Genomic DNA, 22,044 nt, shown 5'->3' on the forward strand with positions numbered 1-22,044 from the left:
CTTCATCGGGCTTAACGCCGGTCCCGGTCAGATCGAACCGATCCGACCGAAGAGGTTCGGCTCAAGCCGGCGACTCTGGAGCGTTTCCGGATCGGTCGGACGTTTCCATCCTGTCGGCAAATGCTCTCGCTGGAATTGCGTCCCGACGCTGGGAGCCGGTCGATTCGAACCGCGCCGGATCCGCTGCCGGTCGGGTCGGGTCGATAGCCGGTCGGGACGATAGCCGGTTGGGCCAATAGCCGATCGGGTCGACAGTGGGGCGTGCTCACCGCTGCCCGGCCGCGGTCGCCTGCCAAATGGACGGGGTCGATGTCGCCGCAACGGGCTGGGCCCGCACGGAGGCCGTCCATGCAGGCTTCGGCCACAGGCGCCGTCGGATCAACCGCGGCTCGGAGAGGAAGATTGAAGGAGAGCGTCCCGACGCGCGGGCATCCGCCCTGCGGGGACCCTGCGATTGGACGGTCGCAACCCGTCCCGACGATGGCGCCGGCCGAGCGGCCATGCGGCGGGCTGCAGCCCATGGCCGCGATCCGCTCTGAGGGGCGCCGTCGATCCGGGTCGACCTGCCGATACACGGCGCCACCCCGGCAAAGGGCTCCGGCACGCCGTCTCGGGCAGGTCTGTGCGTTGTATATCCGAAGGCGAGCCCGGCGATCCGCGCCGTCCGGGCTCGGCATGGCATCCTGAATGGCCACCTCGCGACCGCATCGATCGCCGATCCGGCAGGATCGTTGTTCAGGATCGGAGCATCGGCGGGTGCACCCCGCCTGGCGAAGCCGTCAGTGGACCGTGACGCCGGTCCCCAACCGGTTGATTTCGTCCTTCAGCAGCAGCTTGCGCCGCTTCAGATCCGCGATTGCCAGAGAGTCGGAGCTGGGATGGGTCATGGCGTCGCGCAGCTCGGTCTCGAGGGCCTGATGGCGGCGCTTCAACTCTGCAAGATGCGATTGGATGGACATGCTGTAAGCCTCCCATGTTCGCAGGACTTGACGAAGCGAGCATGACACAACGCGTCAGGCCCGCAAGGATGGATGTGGGGTTTTTTCGCCGGCACACCACCCCGTCCCCGAAAATTCGTGGTTCATGAATTCCTAACGTCGCGGGACCCGGGCCGACGCGGATCGGAGTCCCCTTTTTCGCTCGGCCGCGTTATGATGTTCGACGTGCCGGGCCGCTCCCAGAAGGGGAGGCGGAGGTCTGCCGCGCCGGTGCCGTGGATCTGTGACACGGCGGCCGTGCGATCGGGTGGCCGGATCGGCAGGAGCGCCGGATGGCCGGACTTGCCGCGCCGTCCGAAGAGGTATCCAGAGACGGAAGACCGGAAAGACACGGCGCGCAGATGACCGACGAGGAAGAAGAGGACGTCCGCCGGGAACTCGGGCGGCTCCGGCAGGAACATCGCGATCTCGACACGGCCATCGATGCCCTGGTGGTGACCGCCCGCGGCGACCATCTCACCATCCAGCGGCTCAAGAAGCGCAAGCTGTCGATCCGGGATCGCATCCAGCACCTTGAGGATCGGCTGGTTCCGGACATCATCGCCTGAGGACGGGCGATCGCCGGCCGGCCCCGGTCCCGAACGGCATCCGGGACCGGCGGCGCGACCTCGGGGGCGTTTCGCCAGCCGCGGCGCCTTGCCGCCACATCGGCGATTGTCTATAGAGCGCGCTTTCCGGGCCTTGGGGCCTTTCGGGGGTGACGATGGCCGAGAAAGCGCCGCCCGTGGCGATCATCATGGGCAGTCAATCCGACTGGGATTGCATGCGCCACACGGCCGAGACGCTCGAAGCGCTCGGCATCGCCCACCACGCCCGGATCGTCTCCGCCCATCGGACCCCGGACCGGCTCTATCGCTTCGCCAAGGGCGCCAAGCAGGCCGGCTACAAGGTGATCATCGCCGGGGCCGGCGGGGCCGCCCACCTGCCCGGGATGACCGCCGCGCTGACGCCGCTGCCGGTCTTCGGCGTTCCGGTCGAATCGCGCGTCCTGAAGGGCGTCGACAGCCTGCATTCCATCGTCCAGATGCCGGCCGGGATCCCCGTCGGCACGCTGGCGATCGGCAAGGCCGGCGCCGTCAATGCCGCGCTCCTGGCTGCGGCCGTGCTGGCGCTCGGCGACGAGGCGCTGGCGGATCGGCTCGATGCCTGGCGCGCCCGTCAGACCGAAGCCGTCGCCGACCAGCCGGTCGACCTCGCATGACCCGCCCGGCCGCATCCGCCGGCGCCCTCCGGATCGGCATTCTCGGTGGCGGACAGCTCGGCCGCATGATGGCGCTCGCCGCCGCGCGCCTGGGCATCGCCACCCGCGTCCTGTGCCCCGATCCGAAAAGCCCGGCCTTCGACGTGACCTCCGACATCGTCGTCGCCGACTACGAGGATGAGGCCGCTCTGACGCGCTTCGCCGAGGGCCTGGACGCCGTCACCTACGAGTTCGAGAATGTTCCGGCCGCAACCGCCGCCTTCCTGGCCGCGCGCGTCCCGGTCCGCCCCGGGACCCGGGCCTTGGCCATCGCGCAGGACCGCCTGCCGGAGAAGACCTTCCTGGCCGCCTGCGGCATCCCGACCGCTCCGTTCCGGGCGGTCGACGACCGCGCGGGGCTCGAGGCCGCGCTCGGCGCGATCGGCTATCCGGCCGTTCTGAAGACGCGGCGCATGGGGTACGACGGCAAGGGCCAGGCCAAGATCGCCCGCCCCGAGGATGCCGACGGGGCCTTCGCGGCGATGAGGGGCGCGCCCGCGATCCTGGAGGGCTGGGTGCCCTTCTCGCGCGAGATCTCGGTCCTGACCGTGCGCGGTCTCGACGGCAGCTGCGCCTCGTTCGACATCCCGGAGAACGAGCACCGCGACCATATCCTCAAATATTCCCGCGTGCCGGCACGGCTCGACGCCGGGACTGCGGCGGCAGCGCGGGCCATCGGCGAGACCGTGGCGGCAGAGCTCGACTATGTCGGCGTGCTGGCGGTCGAGCTCTTCGTGGTCGAAGAGGACGGCCGGGAGCGGCTGGTCGCCAACGAGATCGCGCCGCGGGTGCACAATTCCGGCCACTGGACCGAAACCGCCTGCGTCGTCTCGCAGTTCGAGGCGCATATGCGCGCGGTCGCCGGCCTGCCGATCGGCGATCTTGCCCGCCATTCCGACGTGGTGATGGAGAATCTGATCGGCGACGACGTGGCCCGCATGGCGGCGATTCTCGCCGAGCCGGGCGCCAGCCTGCATCTCTACGGCAAGCACGAGGTGCGCGCCGGCCGGAAGATGGGGCATGTCAACCGCATCGCGCCGCGCCGGTGACCCGCCGAGGGCCGGGCGTCGCGGCCGGTCGTTAATGCCGGTGGACAGAGCCGGCGGACTCTGGTAGCAAGTCCTGGATTTCGAGCGACGCGAAAGCGGCGCCGGGAGGTCTATTACCGAGCAATTCGCCCGCAACGGCCGCTTGCCCGGATGACGTGCCCAACGAAATCGGCAACCCGGTGCCTGACCCGAGACACCCGCCGGATCGACGGCGGGCGGCGATCGCGGGTGACCGGCGGAACGAAACCCGTTCCCGAAGCGACTTCCGACCGGTGCGGCTCGCCGCCGCTCTGGCAAAGGCGTCCGGCCGGTTTTCCGGCGGGTCGCGACCATTCAACCACGTCCTGGTCGGGTCACCGCTCGGGATGGAAACGATCACGGTCCCGCCGGGACCGAGCAAAGACAAGGGATCCGACGCGTGCAGGTTCTCGTTCGCGACAACAATGTCGACCAGGCTCTGAAGGCGCTGAAGAAGAAGATGCAGCGTGAGGGCATCTTCCGTGAGATGAAGCTCCGCGGCCACTACGAGAAGCCCTCCGAGAAGAAGGCCCGCGAGCGGGCCGAGGCGGTTCGTCGCGCGCGCAAGCTGGCCCGCAAGCGCGCCCAGCGCGAAGGCCTGATCCCCGGCAAGCCGGCCGTCACCCCGGCCCCCGGCAAGCGCTGACGCCGCAAGGCCGGCGCGCCATCGGACCGGCATGGACCATGCCGGCCGAACGCTCCGCCTTCCGATATCGTCGGCACAGCCGCCCTTCTGACAGGTCCGGTTGGCGTTGGTGCTGACGTCCGGCGAAGGTGCGTTTCGCATCCGGGTCGTGGCGGCACCTCGCCGCTGTGACATGGTCCCGGCGACACCCCGGCGCGTCCCCTATCGATCCTGGCCGCGCCGGCACCAGCCGTCGGCGCGGTCTTGCTTTTCGGGGCGGGGATTTCGGCTTCGACGGCTCGCTCCCGACGGTCGGTCCCGCTTCGCGACGCAACACCAATTCGTCGAAAGGCCGGCTGCGGCGGTTTATGTTTTGCCGGCCGCGACCGGGCGGATGCGTTCCTTAGCCTTCCGGATTGCGATTTCGGGACGGATCGACACAATCGCCCCACGCCCGACATGATCCTCTGGTCCGCTCGGCCCCCACGGGCCACACCCGAGAGACGCCATGCCCCGATCTGAGAGCCCCGTGACGCGAATCGGCCCTTCGAGCGGCTGCACCCCGACCGGCCCCGTGCCGGATGGCGCCATCGGCTTGCGCACCGGTTCGGCGCGGCGTGCCCGGGCGTTCGGCATGATGCTGGCGGCACCGCTCCTGCTGACCGGCTGCATTTCCGGGCCGGGCTTCGGCGGGTCCGGCGCCATCTCGACCATTCCGGGCGCGGAGAGCGATCCCGGTTCGGTCGCCGGCGCCCAGGCCAATATCGCCTCGCTCTCCGAAGTGGTCCGCGCCAATCCGCGCGATGCCGGCGCCCTCAACGTGCGCGGCACCGCCTATGCGCGCGCCGGGGCCAACAACGAGGCGCTGCAGGACTTCTCCAACGCCATCACGATCGACCCGCGCCTCTACCAGGCCTATGCCAATCGCGCCCTGGTGCTGCGCCGGCTCGGCAAGCTCGACCTCGCCATTGCCGACTTCTCGCGGGCGATCGAGATCAATCCGAACTACGATCAGGCCTATGTCGGCCGCGCCAACGTCTACCGCCAGACCAATCGCGTCGATCTCGCGCTGGCGGATTTCGCAGCCGCGATCCAGATCAACAGCCAGAATCCGGGCGCCTATCACGACCGCGGCCTGATCTACCAGCTGCGCGGCGAGCATCAGGCGGCGATCAACGACTTTTCGGCGGCGATCGAACGCGACGCCACCGCGCCGGAGCCCTGGAACGGCCGTGGGCTCTCCAAGCTCGCGACCGGCGATTCCAAGGGGGCGTTGGACGATTTCAACGCCGCGCTGAACCTCAACAAGAACTACGCCGACGCCTGGCTCAACCGCGGCATGGTGCAGGAGCAGCTCGGCAATCGGGACGACGCCCGCGCCGCCTGCCAGCGCGCGCTGTCGCTGTCGCCGGGCTCGGCGGTGGCCCGGGCCTGCGTCCAGCGCACCGGCGGCGTGGCGGGCTGATCCCCGCCTCCGTCGCGGCTTCCGCGCGGCCAAATCCGTCAATTGGCGGCAAGCTTGCCGGAGCGGACTTCGGCGGTCCCCTTGGCCGACAGCTGCAGCACGAGCGCGTCCGGCCCCACGACCATGCGCTCGGCATCGAGCGAGCGCACCGAACCGACGACATAGGCATCGGCTGACAGCTGCCGGGTCATGGCCTTGCCGGCCTTGGCGAGAGCTGCCGCGTGCAGCGCCGTGAAGTCGTATTCGAGGCTCTCGCGCAGGATCGCGTTGACCGGGTCCGTGCGCAGGATCGCGGCAAGCAGGTCGACCGGCGCATTGTCGGTGCTGCTGAAGATGTCGAATTCGGCGAGCGATACCCGCTTGCGTTGATTGTCGAAGGTCACCGCGGCGGTCAGCCAGATCGTTCCCCTGGTATCGAAGAGAGCCGACGGGGCGTCCGCGTCGAGCGTCACGCCGACGGCCAGACGCCGGGCCGTGGTCTGGTGAACGGTGACCGTCCTGAAGGTCACGGCCACCTTGCCGACCTTGGGGACCTCGATGTCGCGTCGGGTCCCGACCTTGAGGGCCTTCTCGGCCAGAGCGGCGAGAGCCGGAAAGTCGACCGTGACCGGAACCGAGAAGGCGAAGCCGGGTCCCGGCAGCGACTTCTGCAGCGCCGACAGCGGCAGCGGCTCCGCGGCGGCAGGCCGTTCGCCGACGAAGGTCGCCGCATCCCCCGTTAGCATGATGTTGGTCGTCAGGTTTCGCCCCTCAATGCGCAGACCGTCGAACCCGACGCTGCGCGGCGCGATCCGCAGCCAGATGTCCGGCGCGCTGCCGACCTGCACCACCGCATGTGCCGCGCGCCATCCCCGCTCGGCCATCGCCCGGACATCCACCTTGGCCAGCAGCGCGGGAATCTTCGCCTTGAACGATTCGATGGCCTCCCGGATCTTCGGATCGACCTTGCTGGCGAAGGTGATGCGGAAGCCGAGCACGTCGACGCCGATGCGGTCTTTCCACGCATAGTCGGCATCGACCGTGGCGGTCGGGTTCCAGTCGCCACCGATCTCCGCCTTGACCGTCGCCGCTGCGGTGACCGAACCGGTCGCGGTCTCGCGGATATGCTTGCCGATGTCGCCGCGGCCCCGCACCTTGATGGTGGCGGAGACCGGCAGGGTGATGGCGATCCGATCGCCCTGCCCCGCGACCGCGATGGCGCCGCGATCCACCACGCCGTCGATATGGCAATCGATCTCGGGCGAGACCTTGGTCTTGAACCGCTTGGCACAGCCTCCGTTGAACGGATTCGGAAGGATGCACTCGTCGACCCACTTGGCCGGCACGCAGGCATTCCTGTCCTCGTCGACGGCATGGACGCGCGTCGGGACCTGCTCGTTCAGCTTCGCCTGCAGATCGTCCAGCGAGATCGTGACCGGGACCAGCAGCGAGGACGTTCCGGACGGCAGATCCTCGCGTTCCGCCGTGACGGGTGGTCCATGATAGGTCGCCTGTGCCGCGCGCCAATAGCCGAATGCGCCGCCTGCGACCGCAATCGCAGCCAACAGGACCGCGGCCCGCCGTATCGGAATCCAGCGTCTGACCGTCAAGGGATCATTCTCCCGGCACGGTTCTGACGGCTCGAGGATCGGCCCCGCCCGGCCATCGGAGCGGTGCGGATGCGCGTCCCGTCGCGCCGCATGGCCTCGCCCAGGCCGCTGCAGAACCCGACCGTGCCGAGAGGAAAGCGGACCCGGAAGGGTGCATTGCACGGGCCGAGGCGGCATCCGGTGCCCGCCGCTTGCACATCCATCCTGCCGCAATCAGGAGAAATGTCCAGTGTCCAAACGTCGCCTGGGCGCTGCGGAAGGGGTCAGGGGCGCCTGCTGGCGCCTCCCCTGCCCCGCCCCCGGCGCCGGGCCGTCAGCGGCCCGAGACCAGATAGCTGACGATCGAGGCGCGCAGGGCGTCGTCGGCGCTGCCCTCGTATTTCATCGTCCCGCCTGGGACGACGGCTTTCGGATTGCGGATATAGGCGTCGATCCGCGCCGCGCTCCAGGGCGTGGCGTTGGCCTTCATGGCGGCCGAATAGTTGGCGAAGCCGGCGGCCGTGCCGGGCTTGCGGCCGACCACGCCGGCGAGGCTCGGACCCTTCTTGTTCTTGCCCGGCGTGACCGAATGGCAATCGCCGCATTCCTGATCGAACGCCGATGCGTCACTGGCATGGGCGATCGTCGATACCCCGGGGAGGCCGGATCCGGCCGCGACGAGGCTGGCGGCGAGGGTGAGAGATGCGATGCGACCCATGATGCGTCTCCGAAGATGTGAGCTCAATCCCGTCCTGCGATCCGCCGGCCGACGGACACCCCGTCCCGCCGTCCCTGGTCGATCCGATCGGGCCGCAACCGTGCCCCTGGGAGACCGGGCCCGAACCGAGCCGGCCCGCCCGGGGGCAGCCTCGCGGCGCCCCACCGGCCCGGTCGCCGGCGACGACCGGGGCCGCCATGGGCGGCGTGTCCGTCAGAAGGCCGTCCAGACGAAGCCCATCAGGGTGTTGTTGTCGCTGGCGTGCCGGGTCGTTCCGTCGAACTTGGCGTAGGCGGTGTATTGCACGCCGACCCGGACATTGGCCCAGGGCGCACCCCAGCTCGTCTCCTTGCCGAAGGGCGACCAGTCGGCCTGGAACATCAGGCCGCTATTGTCCGGCTTGCCGGTCGGGGCATAGAGCAGCTTGTCGGCAGAGCCCCAGTTGTTGAAATACTTGGCAGTCAGGCCGTAGGTCTTGTCGAAGGTGTAGGAGCCGGTGACGTTGAACTGCTCCATAGTCTGCGCCGCATGGGCCGCCGCGCCGCTGCGCACCGAGCCGTCCAGCTGCTGCATCTCGTGGATGAACGAGGTGGCGACCGTGAAGACATGGGTGCGGTCGCCGAGATACTGGTAGGCGAGGTCGGCGCCGATATCGCGGTAGTGGTCGGCCCGGCCGCGCTGGCCGAACACGCCGAGATCCGCGCTCATGGCGACGATGCCGAGCGAGACCGCCTGCGAGCGCATGTCCTTGAACCAGGCCAGCCGTCCATAGGGCGCCCCGCCGATCAGCCGGCTGCCGGGATCGGTCGGATCGATCACGTTGACCGCCTGGAGGAAGCCGCGGCTGAGCCCGCCATAGCCGCCGGCCTCGGCATAGAGGCCGTTGTCCATCGACGCATAGGCGGTCGCGCCGATCACCCGGCCCTCCAGTCCGCCGTCGAGCAGCGGCGCGTGGGCGGGCGACGGCGCCAGATCGGAGGTCACGAAGGGATAGCGCCAGGCCGGCAGCGTGTTGAAGGGATCCTGGATGGTCGGGTTGTTGTTGATCGAGAGCCCGAAGGTCGTGTTGCGATCGAGCAGGGTGGCGTCGAAGGTGATGCGCAGGTCGACATTGTCGAGCACCAGCTTGCGGTCGATGCCCGAATAGGTCACCTGCGCGAAGGCGCCGACATGGTCCATCAGCTTGCCGGCCACGAAGGCCGACAGTTCCTGCACGGCGGCATTGTCGTTGGTTGAGAAGCGCGCCGGCGGCGGCGACTGGTTCGCCTGGGTGTGGGTGAAGGTGCCGACCGCCATGCCGGAGAGCGGGATCTTGGTATCCTCGCCGTTGGTCTCGGTATAGCCGCCGATCTTGAACTTGACGCCGTAGGGCGTCAGCTGCGGCCCGAAGGCACCGACATGGCAGGTGGCGCATTCCTGGCCGGTCTGCCGGGAATAGCTCGGCACGGCCAGGGCCGGATCGGCCGTCACCCAGGCGAGGAGACCGATAAGCGCTGCGAGAAGGCCCGTGCGACGGCGCGACGATGCGGGCCGGAAGGCGAGAGACGGCGACAAGGCGATTTCCTCCCATGAGGCCGCGTCTGCGGCGCCGGATGGTGCGAATTCGGGGCGGCGGGTCGAGATGGTCACCGGGGTGCCGTCGCGCGGGCGGGACGCGCAGGATGGGCGGGACGCGCGGGACCGGCCGCGGGCAGCATGGACGGCAGCACGCCGTCGCGGCGGACGAAGCCGTGCCACAGCGCGGCGGCGACATGCAGGGCGACGAGGCCGAGCAGCAGCCAGGCGGCGGTCGGGTGCCAGATTTCGAGCAGGTCGGCGAGATCACGGTCGCGTCCGGTCAGCGCGGGCAGGACGACGAGCCCGAACAGGCTGGCGGCCTTGCCGGAGGCATTGGTGAGCAGCCAGCCGAGAACCGGCACGAGCAGGGTGAGGCCGTAGAGGAAGCCGTGGACGAGAGCGGCCGCCTGCCGGCTCCAGCGGTCGAGACCGGCATGTTCGACGCCGCCGACCACCAGCCGGATGGCGACCCGCGCCACGAGCAGGATCAGGACGGTGGCGCCGAGGCTGCGGTGCAGGTCGAGCAGGCTGCGGTCGAGCGCGACATCGTCGACGAGGTCGCGCGCCAGCACCGCCGTCAGGGCGGCCACGAGCGTGACGGCGGTGGTCCAATGCAGCACGCGCAGGGGGGCGGCGTAGTGGGCATCGGACGGGGCCGGCGCGCGCTCGGGGCGGTGGGCAATCAGGCTGTCGGTCACGGTCGCTCCGGGGTTCGAGTCGTGGCGCGACCATGGGTTCCGGGCGCTGTCCGCGTCCTTTCGGCCGCCGTCAGGGTGTCGAAAGCTCGCCGTCGTCAAATCGGCGGATTGACCGGCTTTGAAGGCAGCGCACACGAGAGGGCTGGGCCTTGCGGATCCTGACGGTCGAAGACGATGCGGTGGTGGCTGCTGGCCTCGTCGAGGCCTTTTCCCGCGCCGGGTATCAGGTCGATCACGCCACTTCGGCGGAGACCGCGATCGAGGCGCTGGCCACGACGCAATACGATCTGGCGGTGATCGATATCGGCCTGCCGCGCATGAACGGCCGCGACCTGATCCGGCACATCCGCCGCAAGGGTCTCTCGCTGCCGGTGCTGATCCTGTCCGCCCACGATGCGCTCGAGGAGCGGGTGCGCGGGCTCGATCTCGGCGCCGACGACTACATGGTGAAGCCGTTCCAGCTGCCCGAACTTCTGGCGCGGGCCCGCGCGCTGATCCGGCGCAGCCAGGCCGTGTCGAGCTCGGAAATCCGCATCGGCGCCCTCAACATCGACCTCGGCCGGCGCAGCGCCGATGCCGGCGGGGTGGCGATCGACCTGACCGGGCGGGAATGGGACATTCTGCAGCAGTTGGCCCTGACCTGCCCGAAGGTCGTGCCGAAGCAGAAGATGGTCGAGAGCCTGAGCGACTGGGGCAACGAACTGACCCCGAACGCGATCGAGATCTACGTCTCCCGGCTGCGCGCCAAGCTGCAGAATTGCGGCATCGCGATCCGGACCATCCGCGGCCTCGGATATCGTCTCGATGAACTCGCCTGATGCGCGGCGGGCCGGCACCAGCCTGCGCCGGCGGCTGCTCGTCCTCTTGCTGGCGCCGCTCTTCCTGCTGGCGCTGATCAGCGGCCTGATCGACTATCGCATCGCCAGTTCCACCGCCGAGACGGCCTTCGACCACGGCCTCGCCGACGACGCCCTGGCGCTCGCCTCGCGCGTCGCCCTGCGCAACGGCGAACTGGCCGTCGACCTGCCGCCGGCCGCCGAGGCGATCCTCCGCACCGACAGCGAGGATGCCGAGTTCCTGGCCGTGCGCGGGCCGGACGGGCGGCTCCTGGGCGGCGATGCCGACCTCATGCCGGATGCGGTCGAGGCCGGGCGCAGTCCCGTGCTCACCGATATCGTCATGCGCGGCCGGCCGGTGCGCAAGGCGAGCTATGCGATCGCGACGCCGGCCGGCCTCATCACGGTTGCCTTTGCGGAAACCACCAACAAGCGCGACGAGGCCCGCTCGCGCATCCTGGCGGCGCTGCTGATCCCCAACGTGCTGATCCTGATCGCGACCTTCGTCCTGGTCTATTTCGGCATCGCCGCCGGCCTGGCGCCGCTCAACGCCCTGTCGCGGGCGATCGAGGAGACGCCGCGCACCGACATCCGGCCGCTCGACGGCGCCGACGTGCCCCAGGAGGCCGCGCCGCTGGTCGCCGCGATCAACCGCCTGCTCGACGATCTCGCCGCCTCCGCGGCCGCCCAGCGCGCCTTCCTGTCGAACGCCGCGCATCAGTTGCGCACCCCGCTCGCCGGCCTGCAGACCCAGTTGGAACTGGCCGCCCAGGACCTGCCGCCCGCCCACCGCAGCAAGATCACGCGGCTCGTCGAGGCGACCGGGCGCATCGCCCGGCTCGCCGGCCAGCTGCTGGCGCTGGCCCGCTCGGCGCCGGAAGCGAGCGCCGGCCATCCGGTCGAGACCATCGACCTCGCCACCGTGATCGCCGAGAACGGCTCCGACTGGTACGACCGGGCGCTGGCGCGCCGGGTCGACCTGGAGTTCGAAACCGCGCCGGCGCCGCTGATCGGCTCGGCCTGGCTGATCGGCGAACTGGCCGGCAACCTGATCGACAATGCCGTCGCCTATGCCGGCCCGGAGGCGCGGGTGATGATGCGCTCCGGCGTCGATGAGCACGGCAAGGCCTTCCTGGAGGTCGAGGATGACGGCCCCGGCGTGCCGGCGGCGGAGCGGGAGCGCATCTTCGAGCGCTTCTATCGCGCCGAGGGGCAGACCGCCCCCGGCACGGGCCTCGGCCTCGCCATCGTCAAGGAGGTCGCCGACCGGCACCGCGCGACCGTCAGCCTGCGCTCGCGCCCCGATTTTCCCGGTTGCCTCGTGCGCGTCACCTTTCCGGCGCCGGATGCGCGGGCCGGCGACGGGACTCGCGGTCCATAGGACCGGCCGGAAAGCGCTGCATGCCATTTCGAGGTCCGGTTCGGACCCGCAGGTCATCCACGGCTCCCCCTCGCCTGACGTTTCCACCCGGCGTCTGCATCTTCGGAACGTGCGCCACCTCTTCCGCCCGACGCCGAAGCCTTGCCCGGGTCCCCGGCTTTGATGACAATCCGCGCTGGGCCTTGGAGAGGACATCCATGCGGCGGAAGGAACCGCTCTATCGAAGCGTCAATACCCGGACGCACGGCGTACGCCACCCGAGCGGCGAATATCGCTGGTCGCGGCGGCGCGACGATCATACCGGTCAGGGCGCCATGCACGGCAAGACCCGACGCGGCCGCGACTACACCCCCCTGTTCCGCTTTCTCCTGTCGCATGTCGGCGACGATTGGGATGCCGTCCATGCGGAGGCGGTATCCCGTCTCGACAGCCCGGAGCCGATCTTCTGGATCGTCGCCCTGACCGAGTCCGAGCGAAAGCCGATCGTCCTGACCGGGGAAAGCACCTTCTTCAGCGGCCTTTATGTCGACGATGCCAACCGTCTCGCTCTGGTCGACCCGGACTTGCGCATCGAGCGCCTGAAGCCCGGCTGCGCCTGCTGTACCCATACTTTCAACGGCAAGCCCTTCGTCCTGAAATATCAGGACGACCCCGTGTGATTCGCGGATGCGGGCGGTCGGTCAGATGGCATCGCCGATCTTCAGGCGCCCATCCGCCACGACGATCAATGACGCCGGCCCGCGGCTTTTCATATGGCGTCGCGCCATCTTTCGGCAGTCCGGGTCACGGTTGATCTGCGCATCGACCCAGCGACGCCAGTCCGGATCGCTCAACGCAATCCGTTCCGCCGCCAGGATGTCGCAGCCGTGCTGCGCGCGGATGTCCTTGATCGCCTGAAACCAGTCGGTCCTTTGACGCGTCATCGGCATCCCTCGAGCCTCTTGCCTCTGCGGTCCGGGCTGCGCCGGTGCGGACCGCCGTCCATCGCATGGCAGCCCACAACTCGCCGGATAGGCGTTCGGACCGACCACGGGGTCAAACAACCTTCACGTTTGCACTCTCAGACTGTAGTTCCGTGGTGCAGATGCAACCCGCAGCAGGATCGGCCTGACATGGATTTCGTCGTCGAGTCTCTCTCGCAATGGCCGGCCCCTCTGGTCGCGGGCCTGTTCGGCGGCGTAGGCGCCCTTCTCGGCTCGCTGATCGTGGCGGCGATCTCGAGGATCGTCACGCTCAACAAGACGGTTGCGGCGGCCATCGTCACGGGCTTCGTCGTGCTGGGCTTGAAGGTTCCCGATGTGACGATCTTCAAGGCGAGGAACGCCGATCCGGCACGCCGCATCGTGGAAGAGATGAAAAAGACGCGCTATGGCGCGGTCCTGTTCCGCGCACACCCGGAAGCCGAAGCGCTTGTGCGTGACGAAATCAAAAAACTGGCCTCGGGCGGTCTCGACGAAGCCAAGCAATCCCAGTTGCGAGCCTTTGTCGCGGAACTGTCGACAAAATACGTGAATGCCCACCTGCTGACGGCGCCCGACCAGATGCTGTTCAAGGGCCTGCAGAGCAACCTCGTCACCATCGAATCCTTCCGCACGCGCCCGGACATCTGCTTGGCCTTCTACAAGGCCAGCGGCCAGGTCCCTTCAGCGGCAATGACTCCGAAATTGATGGAAGATGAGCTGAACCTGAAGGCCGACATCATCGAGAGTTCGATCGCGAACCCGTCCCCGCCCCGCGAGCCGGTCAGTCCGGAGGAGATCAAGAGCCTCTTCGTCGAGGCCTACAAGAATACCGGCGCCGACATTCGGGATCTGCCGAAACTGACCGGGTCGTCCGCAATCCCGCCGGACGAGGGCTGCCGCATCGCCATCGAGTTCTACAAGGCCCTGGTGTCCCTCGGCGAGCAGAAGGGCGCCCGCCTGTTCCGGGGGCTGCTGGAGCCATAAGCGATCGAGGCTCCGGTCCGGCGGCAGCAGGTGCGGCCGGGCGATTTCGGTCTGACCGCCGCACCGGCCGCCCTCACCGGCTTGCGGCGAGCCGGTCCAGGAAGCCGAGCATGTGGGCGATGCCGCCATGCTGGTCGAGATCGGCGTGGCCGGCTTCGGGCAGCTCGACGAATTCGGCATCCGGGCCGGCGCGTGTCGCCAGCCGGCGGCCATGGGCGATCGGGACGGTGCGGTCCAGGGTGCCGTGCAGGATCAGGATCGGCCGCCGGATCGCCGCGACGGCCTCGCGGCTGAGCCAGGCATCGGCGAGGAGCCACCGCACCGGGACATAGGGGAAGATCTCCGCGGCGCGGTCGACGATGGCGGTCGGCGGGGCTTCGAGCATCAGCGCGGCGACGGGGCGGCGGACGGCGGCCTGGATCGCGACCGCGGAGCCGAGCGACCAGCCGTGCAGCACGATCCGGTCGGAGGGCACGCCCTCGGCGGCGAGCCGGTCGAGCAGCGCGACGGCGTCGGCGACGAGCGCGGGCTCGCTCGGCCGGCCCGGCGCCCCGGGATAGCCGCGATATTCCAGCGCGGCGATGCCGTGACCGGCTGCCGACAAACCTGCGAGCCGGCTGACCGAGCCATGCAGGCCGCCGCCATTGCCGTGGAAATGCACGATGGTAAAGCGGTCCGGCACGCCCGGCCGCCGCCAGACCGGGACGGCGAGGCCGTCGGCGGTCGCCAGCCGGTCCAGCCGGAAGCCCTGCAGGCCGGCCGCCTCGGGCGTTTCCGGTCCCGGCCAGGGCCGGTAGAGCAGCGAGCGCTGCGACAGGGCGAGCCAGCCGACCGCCGCCCCATAGGGCAGCGCCAGGCCGAGGGCGACCGCAACCAGTTTCGACAGCATCGCGCCTCCGGATGCGAAAGGACCGGCCGGGAGGGTCCCGACCGGTCCAGACTCGTGTGCGACGATGGAGACTTCGTGACCGCGCGGATCGCGCGGGTCCGGAGGGCCTCAGTCGAGGTTCTTGATGATCTCCTCGGTCATCTTCTTGGCGTCGCCGAACAGCATCATGGTGTTGTCGCGGAAGAACAGCTCGTTCTCGACGCCGGCATAGCCCGAGCCCATGCCGCGCTTGATGAACAGGACCGTCTTGGCCTTCTCCACGTCCAGGATCGGCATGCCGAAGATCGGCGAGGCCGGGTCCGTCTTGGCGGCCGGGTTGGTCACGTCGTTGGCGCCGATCACATAGGCCACGTCGGCCTGCGCGAAATCGTTGTTGATGTCCTCGAGCTCGAACACCTCGTCATAGGGCACGTTGGCCTCGGCGAGCAGCACGTTCATGTGGCCCGGCATGCGCCCGGCGACCGGGTGGATGGCGTATTTCACCTCCACGCCCTCGTGCTTCAGCTTGTCGGCCATCTCGCGCACGGCATGCTGGGCCTGGGCGACCGCCATGCCGTAGCCCGGCACGATGATCACCTTGGACGCGTTCTTCATGATGAAGGCCGCGTCGTCGGCCGAACCCTGCTTGACCGGCCGCGACTCGACCGCCCCGCCGGCCGGACCGGCGGTCTCGCCGCCGAAGCCGCCGAGGATGACCGAGATGAAGCTCCGGTTCATGCCCTTGCACATGATGTAGCTGAGGATCGCGCCCGACGAGCCGACCAGCGCGCCGGTGATGATCAGCGCCGAGTTCTGCAGCGTGAAGCCGATGCCGGCCGCCGCCCAGCCCGAGTAGCTGTTCAGCATCGAGACGACCACCGGCATGTCGGCGCCGCCGATCGGGACGATGATCAGCACGCCGAGCGCCAGCGAGACCAGCACGATCAGCCAGAACACGACCTGGCTGCCGGTCATGACCAGGGTCGCGATCAGCACGACCAGGATCACGGCGAGCGCGATGTTCACCAGATGCCGCATCGGCAGCAGGATGGGCTTGCCGCTCATCCGGCCGTCGAGCTTGAGGAAGGCGATGACCGAACCCGTGAAGGTGATCGCGCCGATCGCCACGCCGAGGCTCATCTCGACCAGCGCCTGGCCGTGGATATGGCCGGGCGAGCCGATGCCGAAGGCCGCCGGGGCATTGATGGCGGCCGCCGCGACGAACACCGCCGCCAGGCCGACCAGCGAGTGGAAGAAGGCGACCAGCTGCGGCATCGCCGTCATGGCGATGCGCTTGGCCGTGATCGCGCCGACGCCGCCGCCGATGGCGAGCGCCAGCAGGATCAGCGCATAGGCGCCGAAGGAGGGCTTGATCAGGGCCAGCGTGGTGCCGATGGCGATGGCCATGCCGACCATGCCGTAGACATTGCCCTTGCGCGACGTGGCCGGGCTGGACAGCCCGCGCAGCGCCATGATGAAGAGCACGCCGGAGACGAGGTAGAGCAGCGCAGTGATGTTCTGAGACATGGATGCGCCCCCCTCACGACTTCTTCTTGTACATCGCGAGCATGCGCGACGTGACCATGAAGCCGCCGAAGATGTTCACCGCGGCGAGAACGGTTCCGACGAAGCCGAAGCCGCGCGCCCAGCCGGCGCCCGGGCCGGAAGCCCAGTCGACGCCGACGGCGAGCAGCGCGCCGACCACGATCACCGACGAAATGGCGTTGGTGACCGACATCAGCGGCGTGTGCAGGGCCGGGGTCACCGACCAGACCACGTAGTAGCCGACGAAGATCGCCATCACGAAGATGGAGAACTGGAACACGAAGGGATCGACCGCGGACGCGGCCGCATGGGCACTGGCGACCTGCGCGGAGAGGTCGCCGAGGATGCCCTGCGCCTTGTCGGCCGCACCGACCGCGGCAGCGGCCGCATCCTGGGCGGCCTTGGCGGCGGCCCGGGCCTGTTCCAATGCCTGTTCGGGAGTGAGATTGGCCATGGTTGCCCCCTTCAGCCCTTCAGCGACGGATGGACGATCTGGCCGTCCCGCGTGATCATGGTCGCCTTGACGAGTTCATCCTCGTAGTTGACCGCGAGCGTCTTCTCCTTCTTGTCGATCATGGTCTCGACGAAGGCGAACAGGTTCTTGGCGTAGAGCAGCGAGGCGCTGGCGGCGACGCGGCCGGCCACGTTGAGATGGCCGAGGATCTTGACGCCGCCGATGGTGACCACCTCGCCCGGCACCGAGCCCTCGATATTGCCGCCGCGCTCGACCGCGAGATCGACCAGCACGGAGCCCGGCCGCATCGACGCGACCATCGCGGCGGTGATCAGCTTCGGCGCCGGCCGGCCGGGGATCAGGGCCGTGGTGATGACCATGTCCTGCTTCTTGATGTGCTCGGCGACGAGCGCGGCCTGCTTGGCCTGGTATTCGGCCGACATCGGCTTGGCGTAGCCGGCCGCGGTCTCGGCCTGCTTGAACTCCTCGTCCTCGACGGCGACGAACTTGGCGCCGAGCGAGGCGACCTGTTCCTTGGCGGCGGGGCGCACGTCGGTGGCGGTGACCACCGCGCCGAGGCGGCGGGCGGTCGCGATCGCCTGCAGGCCGGCGACGCCGGCGCCCATGACGAACACCTTGGCGGCCGAGACCGTGCCGGCCGCGGTCATCATCATCGGGAAGGCGCGATCATATTCGGCGGCGCCGTCGATGACGGCCCGATAGCCGGCGAGATTGGCCTGCGACGACAGGATGTCCATGACCTGCGCGCGGGTGATGCGCGGCATGAACTCCATCGAGAAGGCGGTCAGGCCGGCATCGGCGAGCGCCTGAACGGCAGCCTGCTGGCCGTAGGGGTCGAGCGCGCCGATCAGCAGCGCGCCGCGCTTGGCCAGCGCCGCAGCCTCGGCGGAGGGGCGACGGACCGTCAGCACGATATCGGCGCCGGACCAGACCGAAGCGGCGTCGGGGGCGATGGTGGCGCCGGCAGCTTCGTACTCCGAGTCCAGGATGCGGCTCTTCAGCCCGGCACCCGTCTCGACCACCACCTCGGCGCCGAGACCCTTGAACTTCTTCACGGTATCCGGAGTGGCCGCGACGCGGGCCTCCGCCGGATCACGCTCCATCGGCACGGCTATCTTCATGGATTGCCCCCTTTCGGCACCCCTCCGGTGCCGTCCATCCGCAGGAATGGCCGGCCGGAGACGGGGTGGAGAAGCCGATCGCTACCGGCCGCCGGCGATGCGGCGCCACCCGTTCCGACGAAATCCGGCCACCGACCCCGCTCCGTCAGGAACGCGGGGGTCAGGGGCCGGCGATGAAATTCCGAATCCCGCCCGATCGAACCTTCGGGTTGGCTGGCCTGCCGCTCCCTGCGGATCGGTCCGGCCGGCCGGATCAGAGCAGGAATACTGCCATCAAGGCGAGCAGGACGACCACACCGATGGTGCCCCACTTGGTCATGGCGATGAACAGCTTGTAGGTCTTCTCGTGCTCGGCGTAGTCCATCGGGCTGTGCTCGGCCATTGTTCGCCCCTCGCGTGTCATGGTCATCGTTCCCTTGCGGGCCGGCGTCTTTATAGGAGATGGCTGTCCCACGGGCAACGCGTCCTGGTGGCCGCAGTGCCGGTTCCGACGACGGATGCGGCACGGCGCACGACCGACCCGATCCCACCTATCTGGTATGCCAAATGCCAGATGGCGTCAAGCGACCTGCGGCTCCCGACCATGGCAATCACCCCCTTGCATACAAAGAGCAATTCACCTCATATGCCGCTCGGGAACATGCGGTGGCTTGGAGACCCGAGGGATGAACGACAGGGACCCGCTCGAACGGGCTGCCGATCGGCTTGCATTCTGGATCGAGACGTTCAACCGGCTCTTCGAGACCGACCTGACGGTGGACGACCCGCAGTTGATTCTCAACAGCAAGGGCGGGGTCGAGATCCTGATCACGCCGGTCCTGCAACTCGGCAGTTTCTTCTTCACGGCGTCGCTGCGCGAAGTGCCCGAGCCTGCGGAGGATTTCCTGGTCAGGGTGCTGGCCGGCAACCTGTTCCAGGCGGAAAGCGGCGTCGGCTGGTTCTGCATCACGCCGGAAACCCGGCAATTGTGCTGGCAAATGCGCTGGGATCGCTTCATGACCGCGACCGAGGAGGCCTTCCTGGGCTTTCTGGAGGCTTTCGCGGATGCTGCCGAGGAACGGCGCCGCACTGCCCTCTCGTGGTCCGACGGTCCGCCCCTGCCGCCGGGTGCGCCGCAGGAATTCACCCTGGTGCGCGCCTGAGGGAGGTCGGATATGGCCACGGGAGGCGTGAATTCAGGCCGGCCGACAGGTCCGGTCGCGATCGAGACCACGGGTTCGCAGCGACCCGAAGCGACCGTCGTCCCGACGCAGCGCTACCAGGGCGATCGGTTTCTGTCGGTCCAGAGGGCAAGCTTCCTCGGCAACGCCGTGCTCGGCATGGTCGCGACGATCGGCGGCCGGTTCGTGTCGCAGACACCGTCCTCGAACGGTTCGGGTCCGCAGTCGTCCGCCCCGTCCCTGCCGTCGCCCGGCCCGGATGCCGGCAAGCCTTCGGACCTGGCCTATCGCGGCACGGTCATGGACAGCATCGACAAGCAGTTCCAGACGCTCGACACCGTCGCCCAGAAGGTCAAGCAGGTCGGCGATACGACCTCCGAGGTCCTCGACGCCCTGCCGGTGCCGAAGGGCGCGCAGAAGCTGTTCAAGGTCGCCAACCGGACCACGACCTTCACGGGTCTGGCGCCATTGCTGCTGTCCGGCCTCTATGCCGCGGCCTCGACCTCCAATGCGGTCGGCACCCACGCGCATCTGCGTTCGCTCGCCAAGCCGACCGACGAGGATGTCCGCATCAACGCCTTGGTCCAGCAGCAGGCCCGCGACGCGCGCCAGCTCTTCAAGGACCGCACCGTCGACTATGTCGGCGAGCGCTTCCAGGAGATCGGCGTCACGCTGCCCTTCGACAAGCTCTGAGGCATTGCTTCGCGCGACGGGCCAGCCCTGCCCCATGCCCATGCCCCAAGGCCCCAAGGCCCCACACCTCAGGAGGGGCAGACGCGGACATGCTTGCGCGCCTCGGCGAAGTCCATGACCAGAAGCTTGGCGGTCAGACCGCCGCGCGCCTTGATCCAGTTCTGCACCGAGATCGGATAGAGGGACAGGACGATCTTGTTGGCCTTCGGGTTGGTCTTGCCGGTCTTGATGTCCGTCGTCTGATGAAAGGCCAGCACCGCGCCCGGACCGAGGCAGACGCGGTTGACCCTGGTCAGTGCCAGATAGACCGTGCAGGCCGAGGCGCACAGTCCTTCGATGCGGACGAGGCGACCGGAATCGGCCACGTCCAAGGCCGTGGTCACGCGCTCGATGACGCGACCGCCCCGATCTCCGGAAATCACATAGGGAGGCAATTCGTCCATCATCGCGCCGGCCCCGTCATTCAACCCCGGCGGGAAGTCTAAGCGAGCCCCCCGCCCCTGGCCAGAGCCACGGCATCACGTCAGGGCTGGATTGCAACCGGTCGGCGCTTTTCGGCAACGACCGGTTACTCCGGCCCCGCCGCAGGGCCCGGTGTCGACGCCGTATTGCCGCGCAGCGGCCGGTGCTCGGCGCGGCTCAGAATCGCCACCGCGATCGTCTGAGCGATGGCGGCGACCAGAAACACCCAGCGGAAGCTGTCCACCGCCCGGGCCGCAACGGCCGGATCGACCGCCGCGTGGCGCGCGCCCTCGCCGATTTCGGCGACGACGCCGGTCCCGGTCAGGATCGCGCCGAGCACCGTGACGCCGACCACGGAGCCGAGCGTGCGCAGGAACGACATCGAGGCGGTCGCAACGCCGAGATCGCGCGGCTCGGCGGCATTCTGGACCGAGATGGTGCCGACCGGGAACAGCGTGCCGGTGCCCATGCCGGCGATGCCGACGGCCAGTTCGACCGCCCAGAACGGCAGCAGGCCTGCCCCCGCCGCCAGACCGAACAGGGCGGCGGCCGCGACCAGACCGCCGACGATCGCCACCCATTCGTAGCGCTCGACCCGGGCGATGACCCGGCCCGACAGGTTGGCGCCCGCCACCGTGCCGCCGAGATAGACCACCAGGGCGAAGCCCGCGTTGGCCGGCCCCATGCCCTCGACCAGTTCGAGATAGACCGGGAAATAGACCGAAAGCCCGATCGAGGACGCCATCGCGAAGAAGAGACCGAGCGTCATCGGGGCGATCACGGGGTTGCGCATCACCCGGGGCGGAATGAGCGGCTCGGCCGCGCGGGTCTGGTGCCACAGGAACAGGCCGGCCAAGGCCGCCGCCCCCAGGAGGAGCCCGACCGTTCCGGCCGAAAGCCAGGCCAGCCGGTGGCCGCCGAGCGTCAGCGCCAGCATCAGCATGACCGTGGCGCCGACCACCATCAACGAACCCGGCCAGTCGAGCTGATGGTTGCGCTGCACCCGCGGCAGCTTGCGCAGGGTCCGTTCGGAGAGGAAGAGCGCGACCGCGCCGAGCGGCAGATTGATCCAGAAGATCAGCGACCAGTGGATATGCTGCGCGAACAGACCGCCGACCACCGGTCCGGCCAGGCTCGCCGTCGCCCAGACGCCCGTGATGTAGGTGACGTAGCGCGGGCGCTCCCGCGGCGGCACCACGTCGCCGATGATGGTCTGGGCGAGCGCGATCAGGCCGCCGCCGCCGAGCCCCTGCAGGGCGCGCCCGGCGATCAGCACGCCCATATTGGGTGCCAGCGCACAGACCACCGAGGCGGCGAGAAAGATGCCGACGGCGGCGAACAGGACCGGCCGGCGCCCGCGGATATCAGCCAGCTTGCCATAGAGCGGCGTCACCGCGGTGGCGGTCAGGAAATAGGCCGAGATCACCCAGGACAGCCATTCCGGGTCGCCGAGCGTCGCCCCGATGGTCGGCAGGGCGGGCGCCACGATGGTCTGGTCGAGCGCGGCGAGCAGCATCGAGATCAGCGCGCCGACGACGATGTTGCGCTTGTCGATCTCGCTGATGGCGGGAACATTCGCCCGGGATCCGGGCGCGGCAGTTTCGGTCATCGAACGGGAGCT

The 22,044-nt window shown here is 68.9% G+C and carries 24 protein-coding genes; 11 read left to right on the plus strand and 13 right to left on the minus strand.

Annotated elements, in window-relative coordinates:
- Window positions 1–779: 779 nt before the first annotated feature.
- Entirely contained in the window at window positions 780–959 is a 180-nt protein-coding gene (locus ABB55_RS08095) for a YdcH family protein (RefSeq protein ID WP_054358360.1), read from the minus strand.
- 380 nt (window positions 960–1,339) lie between these two features.
- Between ABB55_RS08095 and ABB55_RS08100 the strand changes: the two genes are divergently transcribed.
- The 5 genes from ABB55_RS08100 to ABB55_RS08120 all read left to right on the plus strand — a co-directional run bounded on the left by ABB55_RS08100 (window position 1,340) and on the right by ABB55_RS08120 (window position 5,395).
- A complete protein-coding gene (locus ABB55_RS08100; protein WP_054358361.1) occupies window positions 1,340–1,546 on the plus strand; it encodes a YdcH family protein in 207 nt (68 codons plus the stop codon).
- 155 nt (window positions 1,547–1,701) lie between these two features.
- Entirely contained in the window at window positions 1,702–2,199 is a 498-nt protein-coding gene (purE, locus tag ABB55_RS08105; RefSeq protein WP_054361910.1) for a 5-(carboxyamino)imidazole ribonucleotide mutase, read from the plus strand.
- Entirely contained in the window at window positions 2,196–3,287 is a 1,092-nt protein-coding gene (locus ABB55_RS08110) for a 5-(carboxyamino)imidazole ribonucleotide synthase (RefSeq protein ID WP_054358362.1), read from the plus strand. The genes purE and ABB55_RS08110 overlap by 4 nt, the downstream gene beginning before the upstream one ends.
- Before the next feature lie 418 nt (window positions 3,288–3,705).
- Window positions 3,706–3,951, plus strand: coding sequence for a 30S ribosomal protein S21 (rpsU, locus tag ABB55_RS08115; protein ID WP_054358363.1), 246 nt, complete (start codon window positions 3,706–3,708; stop codon window positions 3,949–3,951).
- A 508-nt stretch (window positions 3,952–4,459) separates the two neighbouring features.
- Complete coding sequence (locus ABB55_RS08120; protein WP_160321193.1) at window positions 4,460–5,395, plus strand: tetratricopeptide repeat protein; 936 nt, start codon at window positions 4,460–4,462, stop codon at window positions 5,393–5,395.
- A gap of 38 nt (window positions 5,396–5,433) precedes the next feature.
- Here ABB55_RS08120 and ABB55_RS08125 read toward each other — a convergent pair whose 3' ends face one another.
- The 4 genes from ABB55_RS08125 to ABB55_RS08140 form a co-directional block, all read right to left on the minus strand.
- Entirely contained in the window at window positions 5,434–6,984 is a 1,551-nt protein-coding gene (locus tag ABB55_RS08125; RefSeq protein WP_160321194.1) for a DUF4403 family protein, read from the minus strand.
- A 313-nt stretch (window positions 6,985–7,297) separates the two neighbouring features.
- Window positions 7,298–7,681 (minus strand): c-type cytochrome, encoded by a 384-nt coding sequence (locus ABB55_RS08130; protein ID WP_152981969.1) that lies wholly within the window; start codon window positions 7,679–7,681, stop codon window positions 7,298–7,300.
- Between the two features lie 213 nt (window positions 7,682–7,894).
- On the minus strand, window positions 7,895–9,235 hold the full coding sequence (locus ABB55_RS08135; RefSeq protein ID WP_054358366.1) for a hypothetical protein: 1,341 nt from the start codon (window positions 9,233–9,235) through the stop codon (window positions 7,895–7,897).
- A 71-nt stretch (window positions 9,236–9,306) separates the two neighbouring features.
- Entirely contained in the window at window positions 9,307–9,936 is a 630-nt protein-coding gene (locus tag ABB55_RS08140; protein ID WP_054358367.1) for a cytochrome b, read from the minus strand.
- Between the two features lie 149 nt (window positions 9,937–10,085).
- Between ABB55_RS08140 and ABB55_RS08145 the strand changes: the two genes are divergently transcribed.
- The 3 genes from ABB55_RS08145 (at window position 10,086) to ABB55_RS08155 (ending at window position 12,812) form a co-directional block, all read left to right on the plus strand.
- The gene (locus ABB55_RS08145) at window positions 10,086–10,754 is read left to right on the plus strand and encodes a response regulator (RefSeq protein ID WP_054358368.1); all 669 of its coding nucleotides are present in this window, start codon (window positions 10,086–10,088) and stop codon (window positions 10,752–10,754) included.
- A complete protein-coding gene (locus ABB55_RS08150) occupies window positions 10,741–12,153 on the plus strand; it encodes a sensor histidine kinase (protein ID WP_054358369.1) in 1,413 nt (470 codons plus the stop codon). Before ABB55_RS08145 ends, ABB55_RS08150 begins: the two co-directional genes overlap by 14 nt.
- A 197-nt stretch (window positions 12,154–12,350) precedes the next feature.
- The gene (locus ABB55_RS08155) at window positions 12,351–12,812 is read left to right on the plus strand and encodes a hypothetical protein (protein WP_054358370.1); all 462 of its coding nucleotides are present in this window, start codon (window positions 12,351–12,353) and stop codon (window positions 12,810–12,812) included.
- A 21-nt stretch (window positions 12,813–12,833) separates the two neighbouring features.
- Here the strand turns inward: ABB55_RS08155 and ABB55_RS08160 are convergent, their stop codons facing one another.
- Entirely contained in the window at window positions 12,834–13,082 is a 249-nt protein-coding gene (locus ABB55_RS08160) for a hypothetical protein (protein WP_054358371.1), read from the minus strand.
- A gap of 183 nt (window positions 13,083–13,265) precedes the next feature.
- On the opposite strand from ABB55_RS08160, the gene ABB55_RS08165 reads away from it, so the two are divergent.
- A complete protein-coding gene (locus ABB55_RS08165; protein ID WP_054358372.1) occupies window positions 13,266–14,099 on the plus strand; it encodes a hypothetical protein in 834 nt (277 codons plus the stop codon).
- A gap of 73 nt (window positions 14,100–14,172) precedes the next feature.
- Here ABB55_RS08165 and ABB55_RS08170 read toward each other — a convergent pair whose 3' ends face one another.
- The 5 genes from ABB55_RS08170 to ABB55_RS08190 form a co-directional block, all read right to left on the minus strand.
- On the minus strand, window positions 14,173–14,988 hold the full coding sequence (locus tag ABB55_RS08170; RefSeq protein ID WP_054358373.1) for an alpha/beta hydrolase: 816 nt from the start codon (window positions 14,986–14,988) through the stop codon (window positions 14,173–14,175).
- Between the two features lie 108 nt (window positions 14,989–15,096).
- Window positions 15,097–16,494, minus strand: coding sequence for an NAD(P)(+) transhydrogenase (Re/Si-specific) subunit beta (locus ABB55_RS08175; RefSeq protein ID WP_054358374.1), 1,398 nt, complete (start codon window positions 16,492–16,494; stop codon window positions 15,097–15,099).
- 13 nt (window positions 16,495–16,507) lie between these two features.
- The gene (locus ABB55_RS08180) at window positions 16,508–16,966 is read right to left on the minus strand and encodes a proton-translocating transhydrogenase family protein (RefSeq protein WP_054358375.1); all 459 of its coding nucleotides are present in this window, start codon (window positions 16,964–16,966) and stop codon (window positions 16,508–16,510) included.
- A gap of 11 nt (window positions 16,967–16,977) precedes the next feature.
- On the minus strand, window positions 16,978–18,108 hold the full coding sequence (locus ABB55_RS08185; protein WP_054358376.1) for a Re/Si-specific NAD(P)(+) transhydrogenase subunit alpha: 1,131 nt from the start codon (window positions 18,106–18,108) through the stop codon (window positions 16,978–16,980).
- 253 nt (window positions 18,109–18,361) lie between these two features.
- The gene (locus ABB55_RS08190) at window positions 18,362–18,517 is read right to left on the minus strand and encodes an aa3-type cytochrome c oxidase subunit IV (protein ID WP_338053646.1); all 156 of its coding nucleotides are present in this window, start codon (window positions 18,515–18,517) and stop codon (window positions 18,362–18,364) included.
- A 256-nt stretch (window positions 18,518–18,773) separates the two neighbouring features.
- Between ABB55_RS08190 and ABB55_RS30290 the strand changes: the two genes are divergently transcribed.
- Together ABB55_RS30290 and ABB55_RS08200 are read left to right on the plus strand one after the other, a co-directional pair.
- Entirely contained in the window at window positions 18,774–19,250 is a 477-nt protein-coding gene (locus ABB55_RS30290) for a type III secretion system chaperone (protein ID WP_054358378.1), read from the plus strand.
- Window positions 19,251–19,262: 12 nt separating this feature from the next.
- Window positions 19,263–19,961, plus strand: coding sequence for a hypothetical protein (locus ABB55_RS08200; protein WP_054358379.1), 699 nt, complete (start codon window positions 19,263–19,265; stop codon window positions 19,959–19,961).
- Between the two features lie 68 nt (window positions 19,962–20,029).
- On the opposite strand, the gene ABB55_RS08205 is transcribed toward ABB55_RS08200, so the two are convergent.
- Both ABB55_RS08205 and ABB55_RS08210 read right to left on the minus strand, forming a co-directional pair.
- The gene (locus ABB55_RS08205) at window positions 20,030–20,404 is read right to left on the minus strand and encodes a hypothetical protein (RefSeq protein ID WP_152981970.1); all 375 of its coding nucleotides are present in this window, start codon (window positions 20,402–20,404) and stop codon (window positions 20,030–20,032) included.
- A gap of 125 nt (window positions 20,405–20,529) precedes the next feature.
- On the minus strand, window positions 20,530–22,032 hold the full coding sequence (locus ABB55_RS08210) for an MDR family MFS transporter (protein WP_054358381.1): 1,503 nt from the start codon (window positions 22,030–22,032) through the stop codon (window positions 20,530–20,532).
- Window positions 22,033–22,044: the final 12 nt, after the last annotated feature.

It is taken from the genome of Prosthecodimorpha hirschii (assembly GCF_001305515.1).
In the GTDB taxonomy this organism is placed as follows: Bacteria; Pseudomonadota; Alphaproteobacteria; order Rhizobiales; family Ancalomicrobiaceae; genus Prosthecodimorpha; species Prosthecodimorpha hirschii.

Excerpts from the sequence above, each read along its gene's own strand:
- ABB55_RS08170 (WP_054358373.1), bottom strand. The coding sequence starts at position 14,988 with ATGCTGTCGAAACTGGTTGCGGTCGCCCTCGGCCTGGCGCTGCCCTAT.
- ABB55_RS08200 (WP_054358379.1), top strand. The coding sequence starts at position 19,263 with ATGGCCACGGGAGGCGTGAATTCAGGCCGGCCGACAGGTCCGGTCGCG.
- ABB55_RS08095 (WP_054358360.1), bottom strand. The coding sequence starts at position 959 with ATGTCCATCCAATCGCATCTTGCAGAGTTGAAGCGCCGCCATCAGGCC.
- ABB55_RS08155 (WP_054358370.1), top strand. The coding sequence starts at position 12,351 with ATGCGGCGGAAGGAACCGCTCTATCGAAGCGTCAATACCCGGACGCAC.
- ABB55_RS30290 (WP_054358378.1), top strand. The coding sequence starts at position 18,774 with ATGAACGACAGGGACCCGCTCGAACGGGCTGCCGATCGGCTTGCATTC.
- ABB55_RS08160 (WP_054358371.1), bottom strand. The coding sequence starts at position 13,082 with ATGCCGATGACGCGTCAAAGGACCGACTGGTTTCAGGCGATCAAGGAC.
- ABB55_RS08100 (WP_054358361.1), top strand. The coding sequence starts at position 1,340 with ATGACCGACGAGGAAGAAGAGGACGTCCGCCGGGAACTCGGGCGGCTC.
- ABB55_RS08165 (WP_054358372.1), top strand. The coding sequence starts at position 13,266 with ATGGATTTCGTCGTCGAGTCTCTCTCGCAATGGCCGGCCCCTCTGGTC.
- ABB55_RS08130 (WP_152981969.1), bottom strand. The coding sequence starts at position 7,681 with ATGGGTCGCATCGCATCTCTCACCCTCGCCGCCAGCCTCGTCGCGGCC.
- ABB55_RS08110 (WP_054358362.1), top strand. The coding sequence starts at position 2,196 with ATGACCCGCCCGGCCGCATCCGCCGGCGCCCTCCGGATCGGCATTCTC.
- purE (WP_054361910.1), top strand. The coding sequence starts at position 1,702 with ATGGCCGAGAAAGCGCCGCCCGTGGCGATCATCATGGGCAGTCAATCC.
- ABB55_RS08210 (WP_054358381.1), bottom strand. The coding sequence starts at position 22,032 with ATGACCGAAACTGCCGCGCCCGGATCCCGGGCGAATGTTCCCGCCATC.
- ABB55_RS08180 (WP_054358375.1), bottom strand. The coding sequence starts at position 16,966 with ATGGCCAATCTCACTCCCGAACAGGCATTGGAACAGGCCCGGGCCGCC.
- ABB55_RS08185 (WP_054358376.1), bottom strand. The coding sequence starts at position 18,108 with ATGAAGATAGCCGTGCCGATGGAGCGTGATCCGGCGGAGGCCCGCGTC.
- ABB55_RS08205 (WP_152981970.1), bottom strand. The coding sequence starts at position 20,404 with ATGGACGAATTGCCTCCCTATGTGATTTCCGGAGATCGGGGCGGTCGC.
- ABB55_RS08175 (WP_054358374.1), bottom strand. The coding sequence starts at position 16,494 with ATGTCTCAGAACATCACTGCGCTGCTCTACCTCGTCTCCGGCGTGCTC.
- ABB55_RS08150 (WP_054358369.1), top strand. The coding sequence starts at position 10,741 with ATGAACTCGCCTGATGCGCGGCGGGCCGGCACCAGCCTGCGCCGGCGG.
- ABB55_RS08190 (WP_338053646.1), bottom strand. The coding sequence starts at position 18,517 with ATGACCATGACACGCGAGGGGCGAACAATGGCCGAGCACAGCCCGATG.